The sequence below is a fragment of the Cyanobium usitatum str. Tous genome (genome assembly GCF_003011885.1).
GTDB classification, from domain to species: Bacteria; Cyanobacteriota; Cyanobacteriia; order PCC-6307; family Cyanobiaceae; genus Cyanobium_A; species Cyanobium_A usitatum.
The window spans coordinates 63,497-90,474 of sequence record NZ_PXXO01000001.1; the positions used below are offsets into that span (position 1 = coordinate 63,497).

Sequence of the window (26,978 nt, forward strand, 5' to 3'; positions counted from 1 at the left end):
GATCCGTCAGCCCAGAATCCGGCCGTCGCGGAAGTGCACGATTTTCTCGGCCCGGGCAGCCACGTCGTCTTCGTGGGTCACCATCACCACGGTCATGCCACCGCGATGCAGGGCATCGAAGATGTCGAGTACTTCGGCGGTGGTTTGGGAATCCAGGGCCCCGGTCGGCTCGTCGGCCAGCAGCAGGGCGGGCTGGTTGATGATCGCCCTGGCTATGGCTACCCGCTGCTGCTGGCCGCCCGAGAGCTGATTGGGCTTGTTATTTAGCCGCTGACCCAGCCCCACCCGCTCGAGGGCGGCCTGGGCCCGTTGGCGCCGCTCAGCCGCAGGCACCCCCGCGTAAACCATCGGCAGGATCACATTGTCGAGGGCGCTCAACTGGGGCAGCAGATGGAACTGCTGAAACACAAAGCCCAGGTCGCGGTTGCGCAAATCAGCGAGCTGGTCATCGCTGAGGTCTTCCACCGGGGTGTTGTTGAGCCGGTAGCTGCCACTGGACGGGCGGTCGAGGCAGCCGAGAATATTCATGGCCGTGCTTTTGCCGGAGCCGGACGCTCCCATCACGGCTAAGTAATCCCCTCTATTGACGGTGAGATTCACACCATCGAGAGCCTTAACGGCCATCTCGCCGCTGCCATAAACCTTGGCTACGCCCTGAAGTTGGGCAACTGGATCCCCCATCAAATCGCTGCCCTGTTCTTAATTAATGAACCGTGTTCAACCAATGGCCTGAACAAGCATCGGCGTGCCGGTAACTGCCTGGCTGGCCCAGGTGAACAGAGGGTTGGAGAGAATGCCACCCACGGCGGTGACAATCACGCAGCCCACCAGGGCGGTGCGCAGGGCGGGCAGGCCAGCCACAGACCAATTGATGGCAGGGTATGCCTTCACCACATCTGAGGCTTCCTGGGGCTCTTTTACCACCATCATCTTGATAACCGAGATGTAGTAGTAGATAGATACCACCGAGGTGACCAGACCCACCACTACCAGCAGGTATTGGTGATCGGCCCAGCCGGCAAAAAATAAATAAATCTTGCCGAAGAAGCCCAGCATCGGCGGTATCCCACCTAGGGAAAGCAGGCAGAGGCTTAAGCCCAGGGTGATCAGCGGATCCTTTTGATAAAGGCCGGCGTAATCAGCGATGCGGTCGGAGCCGGTGCGCAGCGAGAACAGGATGATGCAGGCGAAGGCGCCCAGATTCATGAACAGGTAGGCCGCCATGTAGAGCACCATCGCGGCGAAGCCGTCTTCGGTGCCGCACACCAGGCCGATCATCACGAAGCCAGCCTGGCCGATGGAGCTGTAGGCCAGCATCCGTTTCATCGAGGTTTGGGCCAGGGCCACCACGTTGCCCAGCACCATGCTGAGCACCGCAAGCACGGTGAAGAGCAGCTTCCACTGGGCATCAAAGCTCTCGAAGCAGCCCACCAGGATGCGCAGGGCCAGGGCAAAGCCGGCGGCCTTGGAGCCCACCGAAAGGAAAGCCACCACCGGCGTTGGCGAACCCTCGTAAACGTCGGGGGTCCACTGGTGGAAGGGCACCGCGGCGATCTTGAAGGCCACCGTGGCCAGCACGAAAACCAGGGCTAGAGCCGTAACGGGCGAGGCGCTGGTGCGCAGGGCCAGGGCTACGGCGTCGAGGCCGGTGGCGCCGCCGGTGAGGCCGTAAAGCAGGGAGGCGCCGTAGAGAAATACAGCCGCGGCGGCCGAACCCACCAGCAAATATTTCAGTGCTGCCTCGGAGCTGCGAGCATCGCGCTTCATGTATCCCGCCAGCAAGTAGCTAGATACAGACAGGGTTTCCAGCGACACGAAAATTGTCACCAGATCGGTGGCGCCACACAGGAACATGGCGCCGAGGGTGGCGGCCAGCAGGATGCCGGCGAATTCACCCACCGGCGTGCCGCTCTGCTCCACGTAGCGCCAGCTGAGCAGCAAGGAAATCAAGGTGGAGGCAGCCACCACGGCTCGGAAGGCAATCGCCAGGTTGTCCGCCAGGAAGGAGCCCACGAAGGCGGGCTGCAGGTCGGGGGTGTTCCACTGCAGGGCAAGCAGCACCAAGGCGCTGCCCAGGCCGGCATAACAAATCGGGGGCACCCAGCGGCTGGCCGCCTTCTCGCCAGCGAGATCCACCAGCAGGCAGGTGAGCAGCGCGATCAGCACCGCCGCCTCCGGGGCGATGGCGCCAGCGTTGAGCTGGAGATTTAATCCTCCCGTTCCGGCACCACTGCCGATCGCATCGGCCACGGAGGAGAGGGCGCCCAGCAGGAACATCAGCGAGGGGACCGCGAGGTGGGAGCTGTGATGTGGATGACTGTAGCTGCGCTTGGCTGTCAAATTGGGCGCTTGATGCGATAAAGAGGGAAGCGGTAAGGCGCTGGTCTGTGGGTCACACCCTGGTCATTGTTGAAAGTCCGACGAAGGCCCGCACCATCCGCGGCTTCCTTCCCAAGGACTTCAAGGTGGAAGCCTCGATGGGGCATGTCCGCGACTTGCCCAATAACGCCAGTGAGATTCCGGCGGCTCACAAAGGGGAGAAGTGGGCAAATCTTGGCGTCAACACCGCCGCCAACTTCGAGCCCCTCTACGTGGTGCCGAAGGACAAGAAAAAGGTGGTCAAGGAGCTAAAGGATGCCCTCAAGGGCGCCGACCAGCTGCTGCTGGCCACTGACGAAGATCGGGAGGGGGAATCGATCAGCTGGCACCTGCTGCAGCTGCTCAGCCCCAAGGTGCCGGTGAAGCGCATGGTGTTTCACGAGATCACCAAAGAGGCCATCAGTCGGGCTCTCGAGGACACCCGCGACCTCGATATGGAGCTGGTGCATGCCCAGGAAACCCGGCGCATTCTCGATCGGCTGGTGGGTTACACCCTTTCGCCGCTGCTGTGGAAAAAGGTGGCGTGGGGGCTGAGCGCCGGCCGGGTTCAGTCGGTGGCAGTGCGCCTGCTCGTGCAGCGCGAGCGGGCCCGCCGGGCTTTCCGCAGCGGCAGCTACTGGGACCTCAAGGCCCGGCTGGAGCAGGGCGAAGCTGGCTTTGAGGCCAAGCTCAGCCATCTCAAAGGGGAGCGGATCGCCGGAGGCTCCGACTTCGACGAGAGCACCGGCGCCCTTAAGGCCGGCAGCAAGGTGAGGCTGCTGAGCGAGGCGGAGGCCCGCCAGCTCCAGGTCCAGGTGCAGGCCAACCCATGGCAGGTGACCTCCGTAGAGGAGAAGCCCACGGTGCGAAAGCCCGTGCCGCCTTTCACCACCAGCACCCTCCAGCAGGAGTCCAACCGAAAGCTGCGGCTCTCGGCCCGGGAAACCATGCGCACGGCCCAGGGCCTCTACGAGCGCGGTTTCATCACCTACATGCGCACCGACTCGGTGCACCTCAGCGATCAGGCGATCAACGCCGCCCGCAGCTGCGTCAGCGAGAAGTACGGCAAGGACTACCTCAGCCCCAGCCCCCGCCAGTTTTCCACCAAGGCCCGCAACGCCCAGGAGGCCCACGAGGCGATTCGCCCAGCCGGTGAGGCGTTCCGCACCCCAAACGCCACAGGTCTAGATGGCAAGGATCTGGCCCTCTATGAGCTGATCTGGAAGCGCACCGTGGCCAGCCAGATGGCTGATGCCCGCCTCACCATGCTCGCCGTGGAACTGCAGGCCGATGGCGGCGCCCTGGGCCAAGCCCAGTTCCGGGCCTCGGGTAAGCGCATCGACTTCGCCGGTTTCTTTCGCGCCTACGTCGAGGGCAGCGACGATCCCGACGCGGCCCTTGAAGGTCAGGAGCTGTTGCTACCGGCCCTGAAGGTGGGCGACAGCCCCGCCTGCAAGGCGGTGGAGGCCCTCGGCCACCAAACCCAGCCCCCCGCTCGCTACAGCGAGGCGGCCCTGGTGAAGATGCTCGAGAAGGAGGGCATCGGTCGCCCCTCCACCTATGCCTCGATCATCGGCACGATCGTCGATCGCGGCTACGCCACCCTCGCCAACAACTCCCTCACCCCCAGCTTCACGGCTTTTGCCGTGACGGCCCTGCTGGAGGAGCACTTCCCGGATCTGGTGGACACCAGTTTCACGGCCCGGATGGAGAACACCCTCGATGAGATCTCCCACGGTCAGGTGCAGTGGCTGCCTTACCTGGAGAGCTTCTTTAAGGGCGAAAAGGGCCTGGAAACCCAGGTGCAGCAGCGGGAGGGCGATATCGACCCCGGTGTGTCCCGCACCGTTGAGCTGGAGGGCCTGCCCTGCGTGGTGCGCATCGGCCGCTTCGGCGCCTACCTGGAAACCAAGCGCGTAGCTGAAGACGGCACCGAGGAGCTGCTCAAGGCCACCCTGCCCCAGGAGATCACCCCTGCCGATCTCGATGCCGAAAAGGCGGAGCTGATCCTGAGGCAAAAGGCCGATGGGCCTGAGTCCCTTGGTGATGACCCGGAAAGCGGTGAGCAGGTGTACTTGCTGTTTGGCCAGTACGGGCCGTACGTGCAGCGGGGCCAGGTGAGTGACGAGAACCCCAAACCGAAGCGAGCTTCGCTGCCCAAAGGCGCCAAGCCCGAGGAACTGACCCTGGAGGATGCCATCGCCCTGTTGCGGCTACCCCGCCAACTCGGCGACCACCCGGAGGGCGGTCGGGTGGAGGCGGGTCTCGGTCGCTTTGGCCCCTACGTGGTGCACCACAAGGGCAAAGGCGAGAAGGACTACCGCTCCCTTAAGGCGGAGGACGACGTACTGGTGGTTGGCCTTGACCGAGCCTTGGAGCTGTTCGCCATGCCCAAGAAGGGCCGTGGCGGCCGCACGGCCCTCAAGGACATCGGTGTCCCCGAGGGCGCCGACGAGGCGATCCAACTGTTTGACGGTCCCTACGGCCTCTATGTCAAGCAGGGCAAGGTGAATGCTTCGCTGCCGGAGGGCACCACCGCCGATACCATCACCCTGGAGCAGGCGGTTGAGCTGCTGGCCGCTAAGGCCGCTACTGGCAAAGCTGCGGCCAGGAAGCCGGGAGCCAAAAAGCCAGCAGCCAAAAAACCGGCAGCTAAGGCTCCTGCGGCAAAGAAAGCTCCCGCCACCACCAAGACCGGCCGGCTGCGCGCCAGCGCGGTGCGGGTGATCAGGGCGGCGGACAGCTGATGGCAGGCGCCGGCCGCACCTATGGGTCGCTGCTATGCGCCCTAGCGCTGTCTGGCTGCAGTGGCACCCGCTTCGGCGACCAGCTGGCCCGCAGCTTTTCAGCGCCCCCGGCCCAGCCCGCTCAGCCGGTCTCTCCTGCCCCTAATCCAGCGACCGCCACTCCCGCCTCAAAAGCTGCTGCCCCCCCTACGGCTGCCCCCACTGCTGCCTCCCCCAAAAAGGTTGAGCCCAAGCCCGTGGAAGCCAAGGCGGCAGCCGTCAATCCCAGTAAGCCAGCCCCCTATCGCATCACGATCCAGCTGCCCTCCGCCGATCCCGCTGCCCCGGCGGAAGCGGTCACAGAAGCCTTGCGGGCGGCGGGGGTCAGTTTTGAGGTGGAGATGATTGAGCGGGTCGGAGCTGCTGCCACGCCGGCGGCTGCCCCCACGGTCACACCGGCGCCGGCACCGCGCTGATGTCGTCCCGGCGCCAACTCAACCGCGGCCAGGCCCGCCAGTTGATGGATACGGCCTATCTCGCCGCCGCCACCGCCCTGCTGTGGGTGGCGCTCTACTACCTGCCGGTGGGCAGCCCCCTTTTTCGGCTGGCCCTGCCCCTGCCCCTGGCCCTCTTGCAGTTGCGTCATGGCTGGCGCTGTGCCGTGGAGGGACTGGTTGTGACCGCCCTATTGCTGGTAGCCCTGATGGGTCCGATCCGGGGGCCGTTGGTGGTTTTCCCCTATGGCTTGCTGGCGCTGTGGCTGGGCTGGTGCTGGCGGGCCAGGGCCGGTTGGCGCTCCAGTTGGTGGCTGAGCTGGGGTGTTGGCAGCCTGATCAGTGCAGCTGGCTTCCTGGTGAGGGTGGCGGTGCTCTCCGTTTTGGTGGGCGAGAACCTTTGGGTGCTGATCACCACTGCGGCTGCTGGTTTATTGGAGAAGTTGGCTGGCTGGCTGGGAATGGCAGCATCGATCGAGCTGGCCCAGGTGCAGCTGGCTGCGCTGGCGTTGGTGTGGGTGCAGAACGTGATCGTGGTGCTGGCCCTGCATGCGGTTGCCTACTGGATCTTTCCGCGCCTGCATTCCCCCATCCCAGAGCCCCCAGATTCCCTTCGGGCCCTAGTGGCCCTTGACCCCCTCTGAGCGGCCTGATGGCCCCTGATCCCTGGACCCAGGCTCTGGAGCAGGGCTGGCGCCGCAGCCGCACTCTGCTGCTGCTCGCCGCCACCGATACGGCGGCGGTGCCTGGGATTTCCGCTGCCGGGGCCTCGCCCCAGGCCCGGCTGGGTACGGCGGCCGCCGATGCCGAATTGCTGCTGCTGGGCCCCGGTGGTCGCCGCTGCCATGCCCTGCCGCCCCTGCCGGCGGGGGTCAGCCCGGCCCTGATCAGCCATGTGGTGTTGAGTCAGCTGGGGCTGCTGGAGCGCACCCGGGTGCTCGATCTGGGCTGTGCGATCGCGGCGGCGGTGCCGCACCTGCGCCTGCCGGGGCTGGAGAGTGCCGGCCCGGCCCGCTGCCTCAGCACGGGCCAGGCCCTTGCCCCAGCCAGGGTGGCGGCCCTGGTGCAGCGCGGCAGTGCCTGGGGCAGGCGCTTGGATCCGGCCGAGCCGTTGCTGCTGGCCGAATGTGTGCCAGGAGGCACCACCACGGCCCTGGCGGTGCTCGAGGGCCTGGGGGTGGCAGCGGCGGGTCTAGTAAGCGGCAGCTTGCGCCAACCGGCCCATGGCCTGAAGGCGGCCCTCGTGGCTCAGGGTTTGGCTGCAGCGAGTTTTGAGGCGGCAGATCTGACGGGAGTTGCCCATCCCCTGAGCGTGTTGGCGGCGTTGGGGGATCCAATGCAGGCCTTCGCTGCTGGGCTGGTGGGGGCGGCGGCGGCCCGCGGTACGCCGGTGCTGCTGGCCGGTGGCAGCCAGATGGCGGCGGTGCTGGCCCTGGCCCTAGCCCTGGCTGAGCCAGGCCAGCGGCCAGCCCTGGCGGATCGCTTGGTGGTGGCCACCACCGCCTGGGTGGCCGAGGAAGCTGGCAGCAACCTGGCCCTGCTGCTGGAGCGCATAGGTGCTCGCTGGCAGGTGCGGCCGAGGCTGGAGGTGGCGGCCCTGCGCTTCCATGGCTGCAGCAGCGCCGCCCTACGCGACTACGAGCGCGGTTACGTCAAAGAGGGGGTGGGGGCCGGCGGCCTGGCCCTGCTCTGGCAGCTGGCGGGTCGGCAGCCAGGGGCCCTGGCTGAGGCCTGCGACGCAGCCTGCCGGCTGGAGCTCGGTGCCTAGGGTCGCTGCCATGGCATTCACTCCCGCTGTGCTCTCCCGTCGCCGGCTGCTGCAGCTAGGGGTGGGTGCTGGTGCTGGCCTGCTGGCCGCCTGCCGCTCCGCCGCTGGCCCCGAGCTGCTGCTGGCAGAAGCAGACCTGCCAGCCGCCTGGCTGAAGCAACTGCCCGCCCCCTGGCGGACACGCCAAGTAGCTGATGCCGCTGCTGTGCAAAAAGCCGTGCGTGAGCTAGGCCAAAGGCCGGCCCCTGGTTTGGTTGCGCTCAGTGACGGCTGGGCCAGTGGCCTGAGCCGGCAGCAACTTCAGTCCTTTGAGGCGCCGCGGCTCTGGGCTCGCCTGGCCGCCTTCAGTGCCCCGGTGGCCCGTCTTTATGCCCCGCGAGCTGCTGGGCAGCTGGCTTTCCCCTGGGCCTACAGCCCCTGGGTCATCGCCCTGCGCAGCCGCCCCGACCTGGCCGCCCGTCGCCAGGAGGGCTGGCAGTTGCTGCTTGATCCCAGCCTGCGCGGCCGGTTGGTGTTGCCCTCCAGCCCTCGCATCAGCCTGGAGATCATGGGCGGCGATTTTGAGCGGCTGGAGCGGTTGCGGGCCCAGGCCCTCGCCTACGACGACCGTGACGGCCTCAACCTGCTGCTCAGCGGTGATGCTGAGGCGGCGGTGCTGCCCCTGCAGCGCCTGATTCCCCTGCTACGCCGCGACCAGCGCCTGGCGGTGATCTGGCCCGACAGCGGCGCGCCCCTCAGCTGGCAACTGCTGCTGCGACCTGCCGTTGCTGCACAGTCAGCGCCACCACCCCTGGAGTGGCTCGGTGCAGTGCTAGAGCAGCCCCTACTGGAGCAACTGCTGGCCCGGGGCTTGGTGCCGCCCCTGCCCCAGGCCGATCTGGCGCCGGTGGCGCGGCGCTTTCCCGAGTCGATGGCGGCGTTGCTGCTGCCGGGAGATGCCCTCCTGGGCCGCTGCTGGAGCCTGCCGCCGCTCAGCCTGCCCGAGCAACTGGCCCAGCAAAACCTCTGGGATGCCGCCGCCCCCAGACCCTGATCCCAGGCACTTGGCTGTGGGGCTCTGTCGTCGCGGGGAACTGTCAGCTTTCTGTACAGCCTGTACAGATTGATGGACACCGCCCGCGTAACCCGTGATTCCACGGATTTCACCACTTACTCCCATGTCGACCTCCTTGCATCGCTGCTGTCGTGGCGGCGGCCATAGAGCAGCAGGCTCAGTGCAACCTTGTCCAGCTTCGAGACGTGATCTTGCTGCTGGAGGAGTACGGGGGAATGGTGTGAACGCAGCCATCCTGATTACGGCCCGGGCGCACCTGAATCAACACAGTTGAGGAATCTGTACAGCTTGTACAGGATTAGGAACCCATTGCAGCGATCGATCCCCAGCCAGGTCTATCTGTCAAGACAATGCCCCACCTAGCCCCACCCTCCTAGCCCTAGCCCCAAAGGCGGCGGCGGGGGGCGGCGCTCAGGCGCCGGTGGGTGTCGGCTAGCAGCTCGGGGATGGGTAGCTCGTGGGGGCAGCGGGGCAGGCAGGCCCCGCAGGCGCGGCAGGCCTCGGCGTTGAGCTCCTCCCACCAGTGGCCGGCACGGCCGATCAGGTTGTAGCGCTCCTGGGCAAAGGCCTCCATGCCGTGGCCCACGGCCAGGTTGCGCAGGCGCAGGAGTTCGGGGATCGGCACGCCGTTGGGGCAGGGCAAGCAGGCGCGGCACTGGCCGCAGCGCTCCGCCCCCAGGCGCTCGCGGCCGGCGACGTCCAGGCGCTGCAGGGCTGAGCGTTGCGCGGCACTCAGCCAGGGCGAGGGCCCGCCGATGGCAGCGGCCCAGGCCAGGTCTTCCGGCTGCTCAGCCCCCAGGCTCAAGGTGGAGATCCCCTGATCGAGCAGGAAGCGATAGGCCAGCTCCAGGGGGTGAAACGGGGCGCAGTCGGCAACCAGCTCGGCTGGTGGGTCGTAGAGGCGACCGCCCTTGTCGGCCGGGGAGATGGCAAGCACGCCGATTCCCTGGGCCAGGGCGGCGCGGGCGATGGGCAGCAGGGTCTGGTCAAAAAGGTGCACATGCAGGCTGCAGAACGTGAAGCTCCCCGAGCTCAGGGCGGCTTCGATCAGCTCGGGCGTGCCGTGGCTGCTGAAGCCCACCTGACCCACCAGTCCTTCATCTTTGGCCCAGGTCAGCAGGTCGGCGCCGGGCCCCTTAATCGCCCACTCCAGGTGCTCGGGGCGGTTGAGGCCATGCACGGCCAGGTTGGTGAGCTGGGCCACCCCAAGGCGCGCCAGGATTGAGCGCAGTTGCCCCTGGCCGGTGGACAGGTCGGGGCCGGGTAGCAGTTTGCTGGTGATGAGCCAGCCGTCTGAGGGTCCCAGGTTGTCCCATTGCAGGGCCGCCAGAGCCTGGCCCAGGAAGGTTTCGGCGGGCCCGTAGGCAGGGGCTGTTTCCAGGTGGTTGATGCCGGCGGCCAGGGCTGCCCTAAGCACCGCTTCCATCTGGGCGGGGCTGCCCAGGGCCCGCATCGTGCCCAAGCTGAAGGCCGACACCGCCGGACCAGCGCCGTAGGGGCGCCGCAGCCGGTTTTCAGGCTGTTGGTTCATCCCCAGGTTGGTCGGCTTTGGGGTGGGCCTGTTTGAGGTGGCGCACCAGGTCGGCAGGGCTGGTGCTGTCCAGGAAGCGGCGGAAATTGTCCTGCTCCTGGGCGTCGGCCTCCGCATCCACCGGGATGGAGGCATCAGCCACGACCTCTTCAAGCATCCAGATGCTGCTGCCGGTGCGCAGGGCTAGGGCGATGGCATCGCTAGGCCTGGCGTCTATCTCGATGCTTGAGGCAGCTGTTTGGTCGCCAGGAGCCCCAGCTTCCCCATCGCTAGCGGGGCTGAGTTTCAGCACGGCGCGGAAGGTGCTGTCTTCGATCGTGTGAATTACAACCCGGTCGAGCTGCAAACCCCCAGCGTCGATCAGGTCGGCCATCAGGTCGTGGCTGAGGGGGCGGGTCGGTGGTTCTTCGCTGAGTCCGGCCAAGATGTTTTGGGCTTGGGCCTGGTCGATCCAGATCGGCACCTGGCGCCGGCCCGATGGATCGCGTAGCAAAACGATCGGGCTGCGACTGGCCGCATCGAGTGCAATTCCGGCAACGCGCATTTCAACCATGGCTCAGCGCTGCCCTTTATCCGATTATGGCGAGGATTGTCGCACCGGGCTGGAAAGCAGATGTTTACCGGGCTGGTGCAGGCCACAGGCGTGATCCGCCGCTCTCCCCACGGGGTTCAACTGCAGTGGGCTGCTGCCCCTGGGGCTACTTGGACCCCTGCCAGCCTGGCCCTGGGCGACAGCGTGGCGGTGGATGGGGTTTGTCTCACCGTGGCTGGGCGACTGGCCGATGGCTTTCGCGCCGATGTCAGCGAGGAAACCTTGGGCCGCACCACCTTGGCCGCCAAGGCAGACCGGGGCGCCAGGGTGAATCTTGAGCCGGCCCTGCGCCTGGCCGACCGGCTTGGTGGCCACCTGGTGAGTGGCCATGTGGATGGGCTCGGGGTGGTGCGAGCCATCGCCCGCCAGGCCGCCTCCTGGCGCTTGGAGCTGGCCTGGCACAACCCCGCCTACGGCCGCTATGTCTGCGAAAAGGCCAGCGTGGCGGTGGATGGCATCAGCCTGACAGTGGCCGGCTGCGACCCCGATGGTGCCGGCTTCTGGATTGCCGTGATTCCCCACACCTGGGCCAGCACCACCCTGGCGCAGCTGGCGGTGGGGGATGGGGTCAACCTGGAGGCCGACCTACTGGCCAAATACACCGAGCGTTTGCTGGCTGCCACCGGTCCCAGCGGCGCGGCCGAGCCGATCAATGCCCCCTGGCTGGCTGATCACGGCTGGATCTGACGTCTGCGCTTTGCGTGACTACCGTCCAGGTGATGTTGCTGCCATAGCGATGGGCTCAGGTCTGTTTTCTGCCAAAGGCGAGGGATTGAAGGCCTTCACCCTGTTTGAGGGGGTGTTGATGCTGGTACTTGGGGTGCTGGCCCTGATCTTCCCGGTGCTGGCTTCCGCCTGGATCACCGTGATCGTGGCGGTGGGCTTTCTGGTGGGCGGCATCGTGGGTTGGGTAAGCAACCTGGCCCGCTCCAGCCAGTTGGGACGCTGGTATTGCTTTTCGCGGCTGGTGATTTCCACCCTCTTCATCGTGGTGGGCGCCTGGATGATTCAGCAGTTCCGCGGCGGTCCGCTCGAGGGCAGCCTGATGGTGGCCAGTCTGGCCTTTGCCATCGGCATCGTTTTCATCCTCGAAGGCGTGGTTTCGATGCTTGTGGCCCTCGGTCACACAAGGGTGAGTGGCTGGGGTTGGGGCTTGCTTAACGGCATCGTCACCCTGATCCTCGGCGTGCTGATCGTGACCATGCAGGCCTGGGGGCTGCTCTGGGTGATTGGGGTGCTGGTTGGAATCAGCTTCCTGTTCAGCGGTATTGACCTGCTCGCCTTCAGCGCCAGCTTCCACGGCGAAGACTGAGTAGGAGCGCCAGGGGAGAGGGGCCTAGGGATCTTGTGGTTCGAGGGGTAGCAGGCTGATCGAGCCGTTGTCTGGGTTGATCTCGATCCGAAATTCCTGGCCCGGCTCCAAACCCAGCTTGCGGGTGTAGGCGTGGCCGATCAGCAGGTTGCCGTTGCCATGCACCCGGGTGCGGAAATCAGCTTGTCGACCCTTGCCTTGGCCGCTGCTGGCGGTTCGGCTAACGCTGTTTGGTACCGGGTAGCCCTTGGCAGCCACCAAAGCTCGATAAAAACTTTTTTTCAGCACCCGTCCGCTCGGACCCACGTAGCCGCAGCCCCGGGCGATTTCGTCCTCTGGGCGGTTGCTCAGGGCGCGGGCCCGATCAAGAAGGGCTTTGCCTTCCAGCATGTCCGCGGGGCTGTCGCCGTTCCTGGCCGCCATGTGAAAGGCCTGCGCTGGGCAGATATATCAACTAATTGTGCCCGGTACGCAAGGAAATCGCCATCCGTGCCAGCGGTTGACGACTTGGAGCCTCAGAGCAGATACAGGATTCCGTAGAGCACAACCCAGATGCCATCAACGAAATGCCAATAGAGCTCAGCCGCTTCTAGGCCGAAGTGGTCACTGGCGCTGATGCGTCCCCCCTGGCGAGTTTGCAGAGCAACGATGGCGATACAGATCACGCCAAGAGTCACGTGTAGGCCGTGGAAGCCTGTTAAGGCGTAGAAGGTGCTGGCAAAAAGGTTGTCGGTGAGGCTGAAGGGCAGGTTGAAATACTCGACCATCTGACCCGCCAGGAAAATCGCGCCCAGGCCACCAGTGATTGCCAGCCAGAGGCGGCTGGCCCCCAGCTGTCCGGCCCGGCATTCCTTGCCGGCGCGGTGAAAGGTGAAGCTGCTGATGATCAAAACCACCGTGTTGATGGTGGGTAGCAGCAATTCGAGCTCATAGATCCCCCCTTCCGGCAGCGGATTCACGGCCCGGAAAGTGAGATAGGCGGCAAAAAAACCGGCGAAGGTCATGCCATCTGCCACTAAGAAGGTGGCCAGGCCAAATAGGCGGAAATCTCCGTGGCCCTCACCAGCTGGGCTGTGGCCAGCCTCAATGGTGACGGAATCCTGTAGGGGTGTGGTGCTGGTCACGCTTTTGTCTCCTGGTGCTGGCCGTAGCCGTAGGGCTCGGTAACTAGTGGTGCCTCGCCGTGCCAGTTTTCAACCGGTGGCGGCGAACTGGTGAGCCACTCAGATGTAAGGGCATTCCAAGGGTTGTCACCAGCCTCTTTGCCGTTTATGGCCGTAACCACGACGTTGATAAGCAGTGGCAGGGTGCTGATGGCCATCAACAGGGCGCCCACGCTGCTCACCTGGTTAAGGGTGGTGAAGGCGGGGTCGTATTCGGCAACCCGACGAGGCATGCCATTTAAGCCGAGCCAGTGCTGGGGGGCGAAGCAGAGATTGAAACCAACAAAAGTGAGCAGAAAGTGGAGCCTCCCCAGGTCCTCGTTGAGCAGGCGACCGGTGAACTTCGGATACCAGTGATACAAAGATCCGAAAATAACAAACACCGTGCCCCCGTAAACAATGTAGTGGAAGTGACCCACCACGAAATAGGTGTCGTGAACGTGAATATCAAAAGGCACTTGGGCCAGAGCTACGCCAGTGATGCCGCCGAATACAAAATTAACGATGAAGGCGCATGAGAACAACATCGCCGAATTAAGGGCAATCTTGCCGCCCCACAAAGTCGCCAACCAGTTGAAGAATTTGATGCCGGTTGGGACTGCGATAAAGGAGGTGGCAATCGTGAAAAACAGGCGCATCCAGGGGGGTGTGCCGCTGGTGAACATGTGGTGAGCCCAAACAATTAGGCCAAGGAAAACGATCGCCATGATCGAATACACCATCGTGGTGTAACCAAAAAGAGGTTTGCGGGCGTGGATAGGCAGTATTTCGCTGACGAGACCAAAGGCTGGCAGCACCATGATATATACAGCCGGGTGGGAATAAAACCAAAAAAGGTGTTGATAAACCACTACGTTTCCACCCATGGTTGGATTGAAAAATCCGGTGTGGGCAATGATGTCGAAACTGAGCAGAATTAAAGTCCCTGCCAGTACTGGCGTCGACAGCACAACTAAAACACTGGTGCCCAGCATCGCCCAGCAATACATGGGCAGCATCATCAGCTTCAGACCAGGACGCCGCAGCTTCAGAATGGTGGCAATGAAGTTGATGCCGCCAAAAATCGAACTGCCACCAAGCAGAAGTACGCTCAATATCCACACCACTTGGCCTGCCGCTGGGGTGGTGAGGCTTAGGGGTGGATAGGCGGTCCAGCCGGATTGGGCAGCCGCTCCAGCAATAAAATAACTACTTATAAGAAGAATGCCCGCAGGGGGTATCAGCCAGAAGGCCACGGCGTTGAGACGGGGGAAAGCCATGTCTCTGGCGCCCACATAAAAGGGAATCAGATAATTGCCGAAGGCGCCATTTACGACTGGCACGATCCAAAGAAAGATCATGACCGTGCCATGCAGGGTGAGCACCTCGTTGTAGGTCTCACGGCTGACGAAATCGGAGATTGGACTGATCAGTTCCGTGCGAATAACCCCAGCTAGGGCACCGCCGATCAAATAGAAGATGAAGCCACAAACCAAATATTGCAGCCCAATCACCTTGTGATCGAGGCTGAAACTGAAGTAGCGCAGCCAGCCCTGGGGTTGCAGGTTGCCGTCGAAATCGCTTGGGTTGGCGAGAGTCATGGCGGGTCCTCAGGTGGTGGTGCGGTTGGGGGTGTTCTGCTGCAACCAGTTGTCGTAGGCATCGGGCTCGTGCACTACCACGTTGGAGCGCATGCCGCCGTGGTATGGCCCGCAGAGCTCGGCGCAGATGATCGGATAGGTGCCAGCCCTAGTGGCGGTAAAGGAGAGCACGGTTGGCTGGCCTGGAATTACGTCCTGCTTGAGACGGAACTGGGGCACCCAGAAGGCATGGATTACGTCACGGGCTTCCATGCGCAACTCAACTTGTTGACCGGTGGGCACATGCAGTTCGCCGCTGGTTATATCTGAGCCTGGATAGTGAAAAATGAAGGCAAATTGCATAGCGGTTACCTCAACAGGTAAAACCGGACCAGCTGGTGCTGCGTCCATGCCGGCTACGCCAATACCACCCCAAACCCGGCCAGCCGTATCCCCTTCCTTAACACTTACTTGCTGCATGGCCCCGTGATCCATAGCCATGTGATCGTTGAGCGTGGCCATACCGCCCATCCGCTCATAAATGTCGTAGCTGTATAGACCGACAAACAAAACAACCACCGCGGGGATTGCTGTCCAAACAATCTCCAGGGGCAGATTTCCCTCTATTGCCAGCCCATCACTGAGATCGCCGCTGCGGCGCCTAAATCGAAACAGGCTGTAAACCAGCAGGATCACGATGCCGAGAAACAGCACTGTGCCAATGCTGAACAAAACCTTAAATAGATCGTCGTAGGTGGATGCATTGCTGCTGGCGCCGAGCGGCAGCATGTTGACGTTGTAGCCAACCCAAAGCCCTGTCAGCACAAGGGCTGTGGTGGCCGTGAGCACAGCTAGGACGGTGCGAATTGGCACGGTGCTGTTTGAGCTTCCAATCAGCCTATGGGCACTGGCTGCGATGTGTGGGGCGATCTTTGCCTTAGTTGGCAAATCAACGCTTCAGCCTCTGGCAAGCAGGGCTGATGTTTTCACTTCGTGATCTGGGCAATTAGGAGTCGCTCGTTTTGAACAATTTGGTTAGCTTTTCTGGACTTCGGGATGGTCGTTTCCGTGACGACAAATCTCCAATCACCTCTAACCCCAAGCGTTCGCAGCAGACCAGACCCTGCTCTGATCCAGAAGCTCGCCCTACTTGCTTCCCATCTAGTGGTGGCCTTGGTTGCCTTGGTTGGCATCGGCGGTGCCACCAGGGTGATGGAGGCTGGTCTGGCCTGTCCTGACTGGCCCCTTTGCTATGGCCGTCTCCTGCCAGGTCGTCAGATGAATCTGCAGGTGTTTCTGGAGTGGTTTCACCGCCTTGACGCTTTCGTGGTGGGAGTGGCCCTGCTGGTTCTTACGGCAGCGAGTTTTTTCTGGCGGCGACGGTTGCCCGCTTGGTTGCCCTGGCTGGCTGCTGGAACACTTTTTTTAGTGCTGGTTCAAGGCGGCCTGGGTGCTCTCACCGTCACCCAGCTTCTGGCGGCGCCATTGGTTACTGCCCATCTCGCAACGGCTTTATTGCTGGTTGCGCTCACAAGTGGCCTCTACCAGCGCCTGGCAATGGCGAATAGGGCTTCGATCAGCCCTCCCCTTTGGTGGCAACTGTTGGCGAGCTTGGCCCTGGTGCTGGTGTTCGCCCAGTGCCTGCTGGGTGGAACCATGGCCAGCCAATGGGCGCCAGATCAGTGTTTTAGTGCCGGCAATGGCTGCCGCTGGCTGCTTGCTCACCGCCAGCTCGCCATGCCAGCAAGCCTTGCCGTGCTGGCTTTAGCAGCAGCAACCCTGCTGTTGCCCCCAGGTCAGGGTCAACTGCCCGGCCTCGCCCAGGGAGCGGCCGTTTTGGTGCTGGCCCAGGTGAGCCTGGGCATTTGGACCTTGAAGCTCCAGCTGCAGGCGCCCCTGGTGACGATCGGCCACCAACTGCTGGCAGCCCTGCTGGTCGCTCTGCTGGCAGCGGTGCTTGCCCGCTCCCTTGGCAACTCAGGCCAGACCTTGCCCATGTCTCAAACGTCTTCCGAGGTGGCTCATGGTTAGTGCAACGATCACAGCTCCAATCGCCGTTGCCCCGGCGATTCGCCCCTCGGTGAAATTGCCGGCCTGGCTTGAAGTGGCCAAGCCCCGGCTCATACCGCTGCTCCTCGCCACCACCCTCGGTGGCATGGCACTCAGCAGTGGCGATGCACCCGCCGCCAGCACAATCATCTGCACCCTGGTGGGGGGCAGCCTGGCCTCGGCTGCAGCCGGAGTGCTCAATTGCCTTTGGGAACAGGATCTCGATGGGCGCATGCAGCGCACTAGCCGCCGGGCCCTGCCCTCTGGCCGTCTGGCCCAGCGCCAGGCCTTTGCCCTAGCCATTGGCCTCACCATCCTGTCGGTGGCAGTGCTGGTTGTGGGCGTTAATCCGCTCGCTGCCAGCCTTTCCCTGTTGGGGCTCTGCAGCTATGTGCTGCTCTACACAGCCCTGCTCAAGCCGCGCACCAGTCAGAACATCGTGGTCGGCGGGGTGGCCGGGGCTATTCCACCCTTGGTGGGAGCTGCCGCTGCCACCGGCTCCCTTGGCTGGGCTTCCTGGTGGTTGTTTTCCCTGGTGATGTTGTGGACGCCAGCCCACTTCTGGGCCCTTGCCCTGCTGCTCAAGGACGATTACCGCTCCGTGGGCATCCCGATGCTTCCGGTGGTCAAGGGAGTGGCGGTCACGACTCGGGCCATCAGCCATTACGCCTGGGCCACTGTTGGCTTGAGCCTGCTTGGGATCGTGGCGCTGCCAACGGGTGGCTTGCTTTACGGCTTGATGGTGCTGCCCTTCAACGCCCGCCTGCTGCAGCTGAGCTCCCAGCTACGCAGCCAGCCTGACGAACCCCAACGGGCCAAGGCCATGTTCCGCTGGTCGATTTTCTATTTATTCGGCATTTGTGCGTTGCTTTTGTTGGCCCGCCTACCGCAGGCAGCCCTGCTGGGCCCCCAACTGTTCAACGTCCCCTTTGCTGCCTTGCCTACATTGGTCGGCTGATTGGAGCGGCTTGAGTCGGTGATCGAACTGCAGCAGCTCTGCAAGCGCTACGGGGGCAAAAAGGCGGCAACTGCCGTCGTTGCCCTCGATAACCTTTCCCTGCAAGTGCCGGCCGGCAGCCTCTATGGCCTGCTTGGTCCTAACGGTGCCGGTAAGACGACCGCCTTGCGAATCCTTTGCACCCTGCTGGCCCCTGACAGCGGCAGCGTGCGGGTAGGCGGCGTTGATGCCCTGGCCGAGCCCCGGGCGGTGCGTCGCTTGTTGGGCTACGTGGCCCAGGAGGTGGCAATCGACAAGATCCTCACCGGCCGCGAACTGCTGCAGCTGCAGGGTGATCTTTATCACCTGGCCCCAGCTGCCCGGAACCGGCGCATGGATGAGCTGATCGAGCTGCTCGGCATGACCGACTGGATTGATCGGCGTTGCGGGAGCTACTCAGGCGGGATGCGTCGCCGGCTCGATCTGGCCGCTGGCCTGCTGCACAGTCCCCAAGTGCTGGTGCTCGATGAGCCCACCGTCGGCCTTGATATCGAGAGTCGTGCTGCGATCTGGTCCGTCTTGCGTCAGCTGCGCGAAGGCGGCACAACCGTGCTGCTTAGCAGCCACTACTTAGAGGAGGTTGATGCCCTGGCTGACCATCTGGCGATCATCGAGGCTGGCAAGGTCATCGCCGAGGGCGCTCCTGCTGTGCTCAAGGCCGCCTTGGGTGGCGATCGGGTGACCTTGAGGGTGCGTGAATTCAGTGATGCCGACGAAGCTGAGCGGGTGCGCAGCCTGTTGCACGATTGCGCCGGGGTACGCCAGGTGGTGGTGAATCGGGCCCAGGGCTACTCCCTGAATCTGGTGATTGAGCACGACGGCGTTGTCGAGCAGCTGCGCCGCCAATTGGCGGCAGCCGACCTGCCGGTTTTTGCCCTCGCCCAGAGCCGCCCCAGCCTCGATGATGTCTATCTCCAGGCCACCGGCCGCACCCTGATGGACGCGGAGCTTGCGGTAGCCGGCAGCCGTGATCCCAAGGCTGAACGCAAAGCGAGCATGTGATGACCACAACCCTTCCAGTCCCCCAACCCGAGGCATCCGCCTTGGCTGAGATCAGTCAAGAAACCCTGGCCCTCACCCGCCGTTTGTTCGTACAGCTGCAGCGCCGGCCTTCCACCTTGGTGGCGGGGGTGCTGCAGCCCCTGATCTGGCTGGTGTTGTTTGGCGCCCTGTTTGCCAAGGCTCCGGCGGGCCTGCTGCCTGGCGGCATCAGCTACGGCCGCTTCCTTGGAGCAGGTGTGATCGTGTTCACGGCCTTCAGTGCGGCCCTGAACGCTGGCCTGCCATTGATGTTTGACCGCGAATTTGGCTTCCTCAACCGGTTGCTGGTGGCGCCGCTGCGCTCGCGCAGCTCGATCGTGTTCGCCTCGGTGCTCTACATCACCACCCTGAGCTTGGTGCAGAGCCTGGCGATCATGGGCACTGCCGCATTGCTGGGTTACGGCTGGCCTGGTGGAGCTGGGCTGCTGCTGGTATTGGTCACCTTGCTGTTGTTGGTTTTTGCAGTCACGGCCTTGAGCTTGGGGCTTGCTTTTGCGCTGCCAGGTCACATCGAGCTGATTGCGGTGATCTTTGTGGCCAACCTGCCACTGCTGTTTGCCAGCACCGCTTTGGCTCCGTTGTCGTTCATGCCGGCCTGGCTGGGCTGGCTAGCGGCCCTTAATCCCCTTACCTTCGCGATAGAACCGATTCGTGCCGCCTATGCGGGACAGGTCTCTCTCACCGCAGTGGTGCTGGAGGCCCCCTACGGCCAGCTCAGCAGCGCCACCTGCCTAGGGGTGCTCGCCTTACTGGCCGCTGGGTTGTTCCTGCTGATTCGGCCGCTTTTGGATCGCAAGCTCACCTAGTAGGTCCTTTCGTGACGCAGCCCTCCAGATTCCCCCCGTCCGACCGTCCCGACTTAGGGGACCGTTTGCTGGCGGCGGTTGCAGAACGGGATCAGGCCATGGCCCAGCGTCTGGTGCAGCAGTGGGCGCACCGCAGGGGGCTAGCGGCCCTCGAATCCCTGATCTCCGGCCCACTTTGCGTGGGCCAAGGAGTAGGGGCGGCTGAGTGGCTGCGCTCCCAGGCTGGCCTGGTGTCCAACCCTGAGCTCGAGCTTGGGACTGGCATATCGATGGTGCAACCAGATCTTCAGCCCACCGTGCAACGGCCTGTGCTGGCCCTTGTGCAGGATGCCCTGGCTCCGGCAGCGCGCAATGCCGCTCCTGCGCCCTTTGCCCACGCTTCCCTGCGGGCCTGGCTGCCGGATGCTGAAGAGCTCGATGACTTTCACCTTCCCCTGGCCAGCTGAGTGAAGCCCTCCGGTTTGATTGTGTCGGTGCAGGCCCCCGAGGGATCTCCGATGCGCGATCCCGATGTGATCGCCGCCATGGCAGATGCCAGTTTGCGCAATGGCGCCTCTGGGGTGCGTCTGGAAAGCCCAGAGCACATCGGCGCTGTTCGTCAGCGCTGCCCAAAGGCCCTGATCGTGGGCCTATGGAAGCGCAGCTACCCAGACAGCTCGGTATACATCACCCCCGGGTGGGAGGAGATTCGTGCTGTTTGGGCTGCTGGTGCCGATGTGGTGGCGATTGATGCCACCGAGCGCTATCGCCCCGGGGGTGAAAATTTGGAGGGTCTGATCGCCCGCGCCCAGCGGGAGCTTGGTGCTGTGCTGATGGCGGACGTGGACAGCGTTGCCAATGGTCTGCGTGCCGCCGAGCTGGGTTGCAGCTGGGTCGGCACGACCCTTTATGGCTACACAGAATCAACCTCAGGCCAGAAGCCACCAGCCTGGGATCTATTGCCCCTGCTGCGGCAGCAATTACCCAACGAGGTGAGCCTGATCTGCGAGGGCGGCATATCAAGCCCCCAGCAGGCCCGCCAAGCCCTCGACCTCGGCGCAGATGCCGTGGTTGTGGGCACGGCAATCACCGGGGTCGATTTGCAGGTTGCTGCCTATGTACGGGATGTGCTGGCCGGCTGAGCAGCCTGGGATCACATCATCCCGGGCATGCCCATTCCACCCATACCGCCCATGCCACCCATACCGCCCATGTCGCCGCCGGGGGCTGCTTCGGGTTCGGGCTTATCGGCGATCACAACCTCGGTGGTGATCAGCATTGAGGCGATCGAGACCGCGTCTTGAAGGGCTAGGCGCACCACCTTGGCCGCATCGAGAATGCCAGCGGCCAGGAGGTCTTCGTAGACGCCGGTTAGGGCGTTGTAGCCCTTGCCCAGCCGCAGGATCTCAGCTGCCACCACGGCGCCATCGGCGCCCGAGTTGTGGGCGATCTGGCGCACGGGCTCGGCTAAGGCCCGCTTGACGATCTCGACGCCGGTGCGCTCATCGCCCTGGCAGCTAGCCGCCAGGCTGTTGAGCCCTTCGGCCAGCTCCAACAGGGTGCAGCCGCCACCAGCAATGATTCCCTCCTCCACCGCAGCGCGGGTGGCGTTGAGGGCGTCTTCGATGCGCAGCTTGCGGTTCTTGAGCTCGGTTTCGGTGGGAGCACCCACCTTGATCACGGCAACCCCTCCGGCCAGTTTGGCGATCCGCTCCTGGAGCTTTTCGCGGTCGTAATCGGAGTCGGTGTTGTCGAGCTCGCGCTTGATTGAGGCCACCCGATCAGCAACGACTGCCTGGTGCTCACCGCTGGCCACGATCGTGGTGCTGTCCTTGGTGATGGTGATGCGGCGGGCCTGACCGAGCTCGGCTAGGCCGGTCTTGTCCAGGGTCATGGCCTGGTCTTCGCTCACGACCGTGGCGCCGGTGAGTACGGCGATGTCGCCAAGCATGGCCTTGCGGCGATCCCCGAAGCCAGGGGCCCGCACTGCTGCAACCTGCAATACGCCGCGGTTTTTGTTAACCACCAGGGTGGCGAGAGCTTCGCCCTCCACCTCTTCCGCCAGGATCAGCAGGGGCCTGCCGCCCTTGGAAACCGCCTCCAGCACGGGCACCAGGTCAGTGATGGTGCTGATTTTGCGGTCGGTGATCAGGATCAGGGCATTTTCAAAGACGCATTCGCGCCTCTCCTGGTCGGTGACGAAGTAGGGGGAGCTGTAGCCACGGTCGAAGGCCATGCCCTCGGTGATCTCCAGTTCGGTGGCCAAGGAGGTGGACTCCTCAACGGTGATGACGCCGTCAGCGCTCACCTTGTCCATGGCCTCGGCGATCATCCGGCCGATCTCTTCGTCGTTGCCGGAGCTCACCTCGGCTACCTGGCGAATCGCTTCACCGGCGACGGGTTGGGCCCTCTCGGCGATGCCCGCCACGATCTGGGCTGTGGCCTGTTCCATGCCGCGGCGTAACACGACCGGGCTGGCGCCGGCCGCCACGTTTCTGAGGCCTTCGCGGACCAGTGCCTGGGCCAGCAGGGTGGCAGTGGTGGTGCCGTCGCCGGCGGTGTCCTTGGTCTTGCTGGCCACCTGCTGCATCAGCTTGGCGCCAACGTTTTCGAAGGGATCTTCGAGTTCGATCTCCCGGGCGATGGTGACGCCGTCATTAACGATCTCGGGCGCGCCGAATTTCTTTTCGAGCACCACGTTGCGGCCGCGGGGTCCGAGGGTGACCTTCACGGCGTTGGCCAGGGCGTTTACACCACGCTCAAGGGCGCCACGGGAGGCATCTGAAAAGCTGATCAGCTTGGCCATGAAAACGCTGGACACTCAGTGGAGCCAGGGTCCCACGGCGGACCGCAGCCAGGCCATCGGAGCGGGGTGGGGAAAGCCGAATCAAGCTGCTGCTTTGGGCTACTGATTCGCTCCAGGCTCGATAGGGTTCAGCAATGGAGGATTTGCTGCAAACAGCACTGGAGAGCGCGGACGAAGCCATTTCGCTGGATCCGGGCTCCACTGCTAACGCCATGGTGTTTGTGCTCGTGGCGGCGGCCGGAGTGTTGATGGCCTTGGTTTATGTGCCGGTGAGGCTGTTTTTGACAATCACCGCTCGCAGTCGCCGCCTGCGCCTGCTGCAGCGGATTCGCCGGCTGCGCGAGGAGTTGGCTCAGCCGCTCACAAGCTCTTGAACTGCCAAGTCTTGGACTATCAAGTCTTGACCTGCCAGGTCTTGAAATAGAAGTCTCAAGCTCTCATCGCATAACCATGCCGCCATCCACCTGCAGCACCTGGCCGGTGATGTAGGCGGCAGCCGGGTCGGCGGCCAGAAAGCGCACTGCACCTGCCACCTCGGCGGCGCTGCCCATCCTCCCCAGGGGAATCGCCGCCAGGATGGGTTCTTTGTCGAGTTCGGCGGTCATGTCGCTCTCGATGAAGCCTGGGGCAACGGCATTGACGGTGACCCCACGGGCGGCAAATTCAGCCGCATTGCTGCGGGTTAGGCCGATCACCCCTGCCTTGGCGGCGCTGTAGTTGGCCTGGCCTGGATTGCCCATCAGGGCCACCACTGAGGTGATGTTGATGATGCGGCCGCTGCGGGCCTTGAGCATGGCCCGGCTCACAGCGCGGGTGCAGAGAAACACGCCGGTGAGATTGAGGTTGATCACGTTCTGCCAGTCGGCGGTTTTCATCCGCATCAGCAGGCCGTCGCGGGTGATGCCGGCGTTGTTAACCAACACGTCGAGCCGGCCGCCCCTGGCGAGCACCGCTTTAACCATGGCCTCGACCTGCTCTTCATCGGCTACATCGGCCCGATGGCTCCAGGCTTCGCCCCCGGCAGCAGTGATCTCAGCCACGACCGCTTCGGCTGCATCCGGGGAGCTGGCGTAATTCACTACTACTTGGGCGCCGGCCCCTGCCAGCTCAAGGGCGATGGCGCGACCGATACCCCGGCTGGCACCGGTAACCAGCGCCACTTGGCCGGTCAGGGGGGCTGGGCTGGACATCACGGCACTCGACATCGCGGCACTGGGGTTTGTGGCGCTGATCGTATGGCCTGACTATCCCCCGAACCCCAATTATCCCAGTCCCAGGGCGGCGAGCACCTCGGCGTCGCCAAGTTGGCTGAGGTTGGCCGCGCTGCCGAGGCCCTGCACCCCAGCGCGGCTGGGCAGGCTGGCGGGATCCCGGCCCAGGGCCACCAGCGGCAGGCCGAGCAGCAGGGCCAATTCGATGGCTACGGGGTCGCTGGCTAGCACCACATCGGCACTGGCGATCTGGGCGGCGCGCTTACGCATATCTCCGGCCCCAGTGCCAGCTAGTGCAGGCACGGTCCGCAGGTTGGGCAGCTTGCTGAGGATCTGGGAGGGTAGGTCTTGCCATTGCTGGGCTGGCCAGTCGCCGCCAGCACCGGAGGGGGCTAGCAGCAGGGCCGGTCCATCGCCACTGGGTAGGGCCGCGCTGGCGGCCTCCAGGTCGCCCGGGGCGATCGGCAACCGGAAAGAATCAGCCTCGAGCCGCACCCCGATGGGCCGCAGGAAGGCTTCAAAGGCCTGGTTGGCCCAGCCGCCCTCGATGGGGGTGATCCGCTCGGTGGCGGAAAAGCCACTGCTGGCGACCCGGGTGGGGATGTGGCTCATCGACAGCATCAGATCCATCTGGCGGCTGGGCGCCAGGTTGAGGCTCACCTGAAAATCAGGCTCCCGCACCGAGCCCATCAAGTTGGCCCAATCGGCAAGGGTTGCCTGCTCGTAGGTGAAGGGCATGGCCCGTTCCACGGCTGGATGCATGGACCAAAGGGGAACCGCCGCTAATGGACAGACCACCTGGACGTCGGCATGGAGTTGGTCGGCGACGGCAGCAACGGCGGCAAAACTCTGCAGCTGCTGGCTGCTGCCGCCCGGAATCAGAAACAGGGCGCGCATCGCAAACGACACAGGTTCGGCGGCCTGATTGTATGGATCAGATTCGGATTGACCCGTCTCGCGGGAGTCGCTTGTGCATTTGCTGATCGCCGCAGCCGGCAGCGGACGCCGCATGGGGGCCACTGGCAACAAGCTGCTGTTGCCAGTGGCGGGGCGGTCGGTGCTGGCCTGGACCCTGGATGCGTCCCTCGCCTGCCCCGCCATTAGCTGGATCGGCATCGTGGGCCAGCCCGTTGATGCAGCCGCGATAGCGGCGATCGTGGCTGAAGCAAAGCCAGACCTGCCGGTGCAGTGGATTGAGGGTGGTGACACCCGTCAGGAGTCGGTGAGCCGGGGGCTGGCGGCCCTGCCGGCAGCTGCTGGTGGTGTGCTGATCCACGACGGGGCTCGCTGTCTTGTCGAGCCAGAACTGCTGGCCCGCTGTGCCGCTGCGGTGCAGCAAGGCGCAGCGGTGATCGCCGCCACCCCCGTAACCGACACGATCAAGCAGGTGGATGGAGCTGGCACCATCACGGCCACCCCAGATCGCAGCTGGTTGTGGGCAGCCCAAACTCCCCAGGGTTTTCCGGTGCAGCAGCTGCGGGCTGCCCATGCAACCGCCACGGAGCAGGGCTGGAGCGTCACCGACGATGCGGCCCTGTTTGAGCGGCTGGGTTTGGCGGTGCAGGTGTTGGAGGCGCCTGCCTCCAACATCAAGCTCACCACCCCTTTCGATCTCACCGTGGCAGCGGCGGTGCTTGCTTCGCGCTGCTGATCCGCAGCTGGCCGCTGCTGCCATCGAGCTCGGCCCAGGCACCTAGGGGTAGGGCCGCATTGCCGGCCACATGACCCATGGGCAAGTTGCTCACCACGGGGATGCCGAGATCGCTTGTGCGCTCGCGGAGCACCTGCTCGAGGCTGAAACGATCAGCTTCGGCTGGGTTTTCATCGCAGTCTGTGAACTGCCCCAGGCCGATGCCGGCCAGCTGCTGCAGCCCACCGCCCAGCCGCCAGTGGGTGAGCATGCGCTCGATTCGGTATGGCGCTTCGCCCACGTCTTCGAGCACCAAAATGGCGCCGCGCAGATCCGGCAGATACGGCGTACCCAGCAGGTGGGTGGCCACGGTGAGGTTGGCGGCTAGCAGGGGGCCTGCGGCGCTGCCGCCACACCAGCCCTCGCCCTGAAGGTCGCCCAGGGGTTCGCCAAACAACAGGCACCGCAGCCGCTCCTGGCTCCAGGCTGGTTCGGCGGCCAAGGTGGTGAGCAGCGGCCCATGGATGGCACCTCCCTGCCCCTGGGCTAGTTGGGCCCAGAGCAGGGAGGTGACGTCGGAGAAACCAAGCAGCCAGCGAGCTGGCAGGGCCAGGGGTGCTTCCAACAACCGGGCCGCTCCCCAGCCGCCCCGCACACAGGCCAGCAGTTCGGCGCCCCGCCTGGCGGCCGCTTCCAGGTCGCCGCGTCGCTCTTGGTCTTGGCCGGCCAGATAGCCCCACTGGCGCCCGTGCAGCGGCGTGCGCTCCACCTCCAGCCCCCAGCCCTCGAGCACGGCGATGCCCGCCTCCAGGCGCGCCAAGGCGTCTTCGCCCAGCAGGGCTGAGCTTGCGGCCACCAGCTGCACCCGATCCCCTGGCCGCAGCGGTGAGGGCTGACGTATGACCTGGCTCATGGCAGCTGCCCCAGCACCAGGGCGAGCAGCAGCAGCCCTCCCAGCTGCACCTGGCGGCTGAAGTGGCGGCCGTAGGCGGACCTTGGCAGGTTGGGGCGGCGCAGCAGGGCGGCTTCGCGCTGCATGCCGGCTGCTGCCAGCAGACCCAACGGCCAGCTGATCCAGCCGCATCCCTGCAGGCCGGCGGCTAGCCCCAGGGCCAGGGCGGCGAGGCCGTAGCTGATCGCCACCGCCAGGGGTGCCAGGCTGCCGAGGCTGAGGGCACTGCTGCGCACGCCGATGGCCCAGTCGTCATCCCGGTCGGCCATGGCGTAAACCGTGTCGAAGCCGAAGGTCCAAAGCAAGGTGGCCAGCCACACCAGGGCCAGGGGCCAGCCGCCGGCCAGGGAGCCGGTGGCAGCGGCCCAGGGGATCAGCACCGCAAAGCCCCAGCAGATGGCCAGCACCAGTTGGGGGTAACCAAACCAGCGTTTAGCCGAGGGGTAGAGCAGCACTGGCGGCAGGGCCGCGATTGCCAGCAGCAGGCAGAGGTTGCGGCTGGCGGCGGGCAACCCCCACATCAGCACCAGCAGCACTGCCAAGGCGACGACCAGGCTGAGCAGCAGCAGGCCTATCGCCTCGCCAACGCCAACGCGGCCATCGGCCAGGGGACGGCTTCGGGTGCGCTCCACCAAGGGGTCGATGCGGCGGTCCCAGAGGTCGTTGGCGATGCAGCCGGCCGCGCTCACCGCGAGTCCTCCCAGCACTATTAATCCCACCAACAGCGGCGCGGGTGGGGCGTTTGGGGTGAGCCAGAGGCTCCAGCCAGCTGGAATCAGCAGGATCAGGCGGCCACTGGGCTTGTGCCAGCGCACCAGCTCCAGCCAGGCCCCCAGACGGGTGCCGCGCGTCAAGTTGGCCATGCCCCCTTTTCGTCGTGCCGCACCCTAGGTGTGCCGGTGGGATGGGCCGTGGGTGGCAAAGTAGCGCCCCCAGTGGCAGTTGCTGAG

28 protein-coding genes are annotated in these 26,978 nt (G+C 64.5%); 15 read left to right on the forward strand and 13 right to left on the reverse strand.

Annotation, left to right across the window (positions count from 1 at the left end):
- Window positions 1–6: 6 nt before the first annotated feature.
- Both C7K55_RS00370 and C7K55_RS00375 read right to left on the reverse strand, forming a co-directional pair.
- Complete coding sequence (locus tag C7K55_RS00370) at window positions 7–681, reverse strand: ABC transporter ATP-binding protein (RefSeq protein ID WP_106501432.1); 675 nt, start codon at window positions 679–681, stop codon at window positions 7–9.
- A gap of 36 nt (window positions 682–717) precedes the next feature.
- Window positions 718–2,277 (reverse strand): NAD(P)H-quinone oxidoreductase subunit N, encoded by a 1,560-nt coding sequence (locus C7K55_RS00375; RefSeq protein WP_106501433.1) that lies wholly within the window; start codon window positions 2,275–2,277, stop codon window positions 718–720.
- Window positions 2,278–2,387: 110 nt separating this feature from the next.
- Here C7K55_RS00375 and topA point away from each other — a divergent pair, with 110 nt between their 5' ends.
- From topA to C7K55_RS00400, 5 genes are read left to right on the forward strand one after another with little or no spacing between them, the layout of a single operon-like run.
- Window positions 2,388–5,105, forward strand: coding sequence for a type I DNA topoisomerase (topA, locus tag C7K55_RS00380; protein ID WP_106501434.1), 2,718 nt, complete (start codon window positions 2,388–2,390; stop codon window positions 5,103–5,105).
- Window positions 5,105–5,560 (forward strand): hypothetical protein, encoded by a 456-nt coding sequence (locus C7K55_RS00385; RefSeq protein WP_106501435.1) that lies wholly within the window; start codon window positions 5,105–5,107, stop codon window positions 5,558–5,560. The genes topA and C7K55_RS00385 overlap by 1 nt, the downstream gene beginning before the upstream one ends.
- The gene (locus C7K55_RS00390) at window positions 5,560–6,222 is read left to right on the forward strand and encodes a DUF2232 domain-containing protein (RefSeq protein ID WP_106501436.1); all 663 of its coding nucleotides are present in this window, start codon (window positions 5,560–5,562) and stop codon (window positions 6,220–6,222) included. Before C7K55_RS00385 ends, C7K55_RS00390 begins: the two co-directional genes overlap by 1 nt.
- Before the next feature lie 8 nt (window positions 6,223–6,230).
- A complete protein-coding gene (locus tag C7K55_RS00395) occupies window positions 6,231–7,346 on the forward strand; it encodes a nicotinate-nucleotide--dimethylbenzimidazole phosphoribosyltransferase (protein WP_106501437.1) in 1,116 nt (371 codons plus the stop codon).
- Between the two features lie 10 nt (window positions 7,347–7,356).
- A complete protein-coding gene (locus tag C7K55_RS00400) occupies window positions 7,357–8,379 on the forward strand; it encodes a type 2 periplasmic-binding domain-containing protein (RefSeq protein WP_106501438.1) in 1,023 nt (340 codons plus the stop codon).
- Between the two features lie 400 nt (window positions 8,380–8,779).
- Here C7K55_RS00400 and C7K55_RS00405 read toward each other — a convergent pair whose 3' ends face one another.
- Together C7K55_RS00405 and C7K55_RS00410 are read right to left on the reverse strand one after the other, a co-directional pair.
- Window positions 8,780–9,853 (reverse strand): aldo/keto reductase, encoded by a 1,074-nt coding sequence (locus tag C7K55_RS00405; protein WP_106501691.1) that lies wholly within the window; start codon window positions 9,851–9,853, stop codon window positions 8,780–8,782.
- Between the two features lie 61 nt (window positions 9,854–9,914).
- Window positions 9,915–10,484 (reverse strand): bifunctional nuclease family protein, encoded by a 570-nt coding sequence (locus C7K55_RS00410; protein ID WP_106501439.1) that lies wholly within the window; start codon window positions 10,482–10,484, stop codon window positions 9,915–9,917.
- A gap of 60 nt (window positions 10,485–10,544) precedes the next feature.
- Between C7K55_RS00410 and C7K55_RS00415 the strand changes: the two genes are divergently transcribed.
- Window positions 10,545–11,210, forward strand: coding sequence for a riboflavin synthase (locus tag C7K55_RS00415; protein WP_106501440.1), 666 nt, complete (start codon window positions 10,545–10,547; stop codon window positions 11,208–11,210).
- 49 nt (window positions 11,211–11,259) lie between these two features.
- Window positions 11,260–11,835 carry an HdeD family acid-resistance protein gene (locus tag C7K55_RS00420; protein ID WP_106501692.1) on the forward strand — a complete coding sequence of 192 codons (576 nt, stop codon included), beginning with the start codon at window positions 11,260–11,262 and terminating at the stop codon, window positions 11,833–11,835.
- A 24-nt stretch (window positions 11,836–11,859) separates the two neighbouring features.
- Here the strand turns inward: C7K55_RS00420 and C7K55_RS00425 are convergent, their stop codons facing one another.
- From C7K55_RS00425 to C7K55_RS00440, 4 genes are all read right to left on the reverse strand, one after another.
- Window positions 11,860–12,225, reverse strand: coding sequence for an AbrB family transcriptional regulator (locus tag C7K55_RS00425; RefSeq protein ID WP_106501693.1), 366 nt, complete (start codon window positions 12,223–12,225; stop codon window positions 11,860–11,862).
- 125 nt (window positions 12,226–12,350) lie between these two features.
- Entirely contained in the window at window positions 12,351–12,959 is a 609-nt protein-coding gene (locus C7K55_RS00430; RefSeq protein WP_106501441.1) for a cytochrome c oxidase subunit 3, read from the reverse strand.
- The gene (gene ctaD, locus C7K55_RS00435) at window positions 12,956–14,578 is read right to left on the reverse strand and encodes a cytochrome c oxidase subunit I (protein WP_106501442.1); all 1,623 of its coding nucleotides are present in this window, start codon (window positions 14,576–14,578) and stop codon (window positions 12,956–12,958) included. The genes C7K55_RS00430 and ctaD overlap by 4 nt, the downstream gene beginning before the upstream one ends.
- Before the next feature lie 9 nt (window positions 14,579–14,587).
- Window positions 14,588–15,430 (reverse strand): cytochrome c oxidase subunit II, encoded by an 843-nt coding sequence (locus C7K55_RS00440; RefSeq protein WP_396094774.1) that lies wholly within the window; start codon window positions 15,428–15,430, stop codon window positions 14,588–14,590.
- Window positions 15,431–15,625: 195 nt separating this feature from the next.
- Here C7K55_RS00440 and C7K55_RS00445 point away from each other — a divergent pair, with 195 nt between their 5' ends.
- The 6 genes from C7K55_RS00445 to C7K55_RS00470 all read left to right on the forward strand — a co-directional run bounded on the left by C7K55_RS00445 (window position 15,626) and on the right by C7K55_RS00470 (window position 20,571).
- Window positions 15,626–16,588: a COX15/CtaA family protein gene (locus C7K55_RS00445; RefSeq protein ID WP_241518064.1), complete on the forward strand. Its 963-nt coding sequence runs from the start codon at window positions 15,626–15,628 to the stop codon at window positions 16,586–16,588.
- Entirely contained in the window at window positions 16,581–17,564 is a 984-nt protein-coding gene (locus C7K55_RS00450; protein WP_106501444.1) for a heme o synthase, read from the forward strand. The genes C7K55_RS00445 and C7K55_RS00450 overlap by 8 nt, the downstream gene beginning before the upstream one ends.
- An 18-nt stretch (window positions 17,565–17,582) precedes the next feature.
- A complete protein-coding gene (locus C7K55_RS00455; protein ID WP_193486072.1) occupies window positions 17,583–18,605 on the forward strand; it encodes an ABC transporter ATP-binding protein in 1,023 nt (340 codons plus the stop codon).
- Window positions 18,605–19,450 carry an ABC transporter permease gene (locus C7K55_RS00460; protein ID WP_106501446.1) on the forward strand — a complete coding sequence of 282 codons (846 nt, stop codon included), beginning with the start codon at window positions 18,605–18,607 and terminating at the stop codon, window positions 19,448–19,450. Before C7K55_RS00455 ends, C7K55_RS00460 begins: the two co-directional genes overlap by 1 nt.
- A gap of 98 nt (window positions 19,451–19,548) precedes the next feature.
- On the forward strand, window positions 19,549–19,896 hold the full coding sequence (locus tag C7K55_RS00465; protein ID WP_127431950.1) for a hypothetical protein: 348 nt from the start codon (window positions 19,549–19,551) through the stop codon (window positions 19,894–19,896).
- Entirely contained in the window at window positions 19,897–20,571 is a 675-nt protein-coding gene (locus C7K55_RS00470) for an N-acetylmannosamine-6-phosphate 2-epimerase (protein ID WP_254969476.1), read from the forward strand.
- A gap of 11 nt (window positions 20,572–20,582) precedes the next feature.
- Here the strand turns inward: C7K55_RS00470 and groL are convergent, their stop codons facing one another.
- On the reverse strand, window positions 20,583–22,235 hold the full coding sequence (groL, locus tag C7K55_RS00475; protein WP_106501448.1) for a chaperonin GroEL: 1,653 nt from the start codon (window positions 22,233–22,235) through the stop codon (window positions 20,583–20,585).
- A 134-nt stretch (window positions 22,236–22,369) separates the two neighbouring features.
- On the opposite strand from groL, the gene C7K55_RS13655 reads away from it, so the two are divergent.
- Window positions 22,370–22,609, forward strand: a complete 240-nt coding sequence (locus C7K55_RS13655) for a hypothetical protein (protein WP_106501449.1) — start codon at window positions 22,370–22,372, stop codon at window positions 22,607–22,609.
- Between the two features lie 63 nt (window positions 22,610–22,672).
- On the opposite strand, the gene fabG is transcribed toward C7K55_RS13655, so the two are convergent.
- A complete protein-coding gene (gene fabG / locus C7K55_RS00485; protein WP_106501696.1) occupies window positions 22,673–23,425 on the reverse strand; it encodes a 3-oxoacyl-[acyl-carrier-protein] reductase in 753 nt (250 codons plus the stop codon).
- A gap of 72 nt (window positions 23,426–23,497) precedes the next feature.
- Window positions 23,498–24,343 (reverse strand): ADP-heptose--LPS heptosyltransferase, encoded by an 846-nt coding sequence (locus tag C7K55_RS00490; protein ID WP_106501450.1) that lies wholly within the window; start codon window positions 24,341–24,343, stop codon window positions 23,498–23,500.
- Between the two features lie 73 nt (window positions 24,344–24,416).
- On the opposite strand from C7K55_RS00490, the gene ispD reads away from it, so the two are divergent.
- Entirely contained in the window at window positions 24,417–25,097 is a 681-nt protein-coding gene (gene ispD / locus C7K55_RS00495) for a 2-C-methyl-D-erythritol 4-phosphate cytidylyltransferase (RefSeq protein WP_106501451.1), read from the forward strand.
- On the opposite strand, the gene C7K55_RS00500 is transcribed toward ispD, so the two are convergent.
- Both C7K55_RS00500 and C7K55_RS00505 read right to left on the reverse strand, forming a co-directional pair.
- A complete protein-coding gene (locus C7K55_RS00500; protein ID WP_106501452.1) occupies window positions 25,060–25,989 on the reverse strand; it encodes a S66 peptidase family protein in 930 nt (309 codons plus the stop codon). The two genes, ispD and C7K55_RS00500, sit on opposite strands and share 38 nt — an antisense overlap.
- Window positions 25,986–26,891 carry a 4-hydroxybenzoate polyprenyltransferase gene (locus tag C7K55_RS00505; RefSeq protein WP_106501453.1) on the reverse strand — a complete coding sequence of 302 codons (906 nt, stop codon included), beginning with the start codon at window positions 26,889–26,891 and terminating at the stop codon, window positions 25,986–25,988. Before C7K55_RS00505 ends, C7K55_RS00500 begins: the two co-directional genes overlap by 4 nt.
- Window positions 26,892–26,978 lie beyond the last annotated feature (87 nt).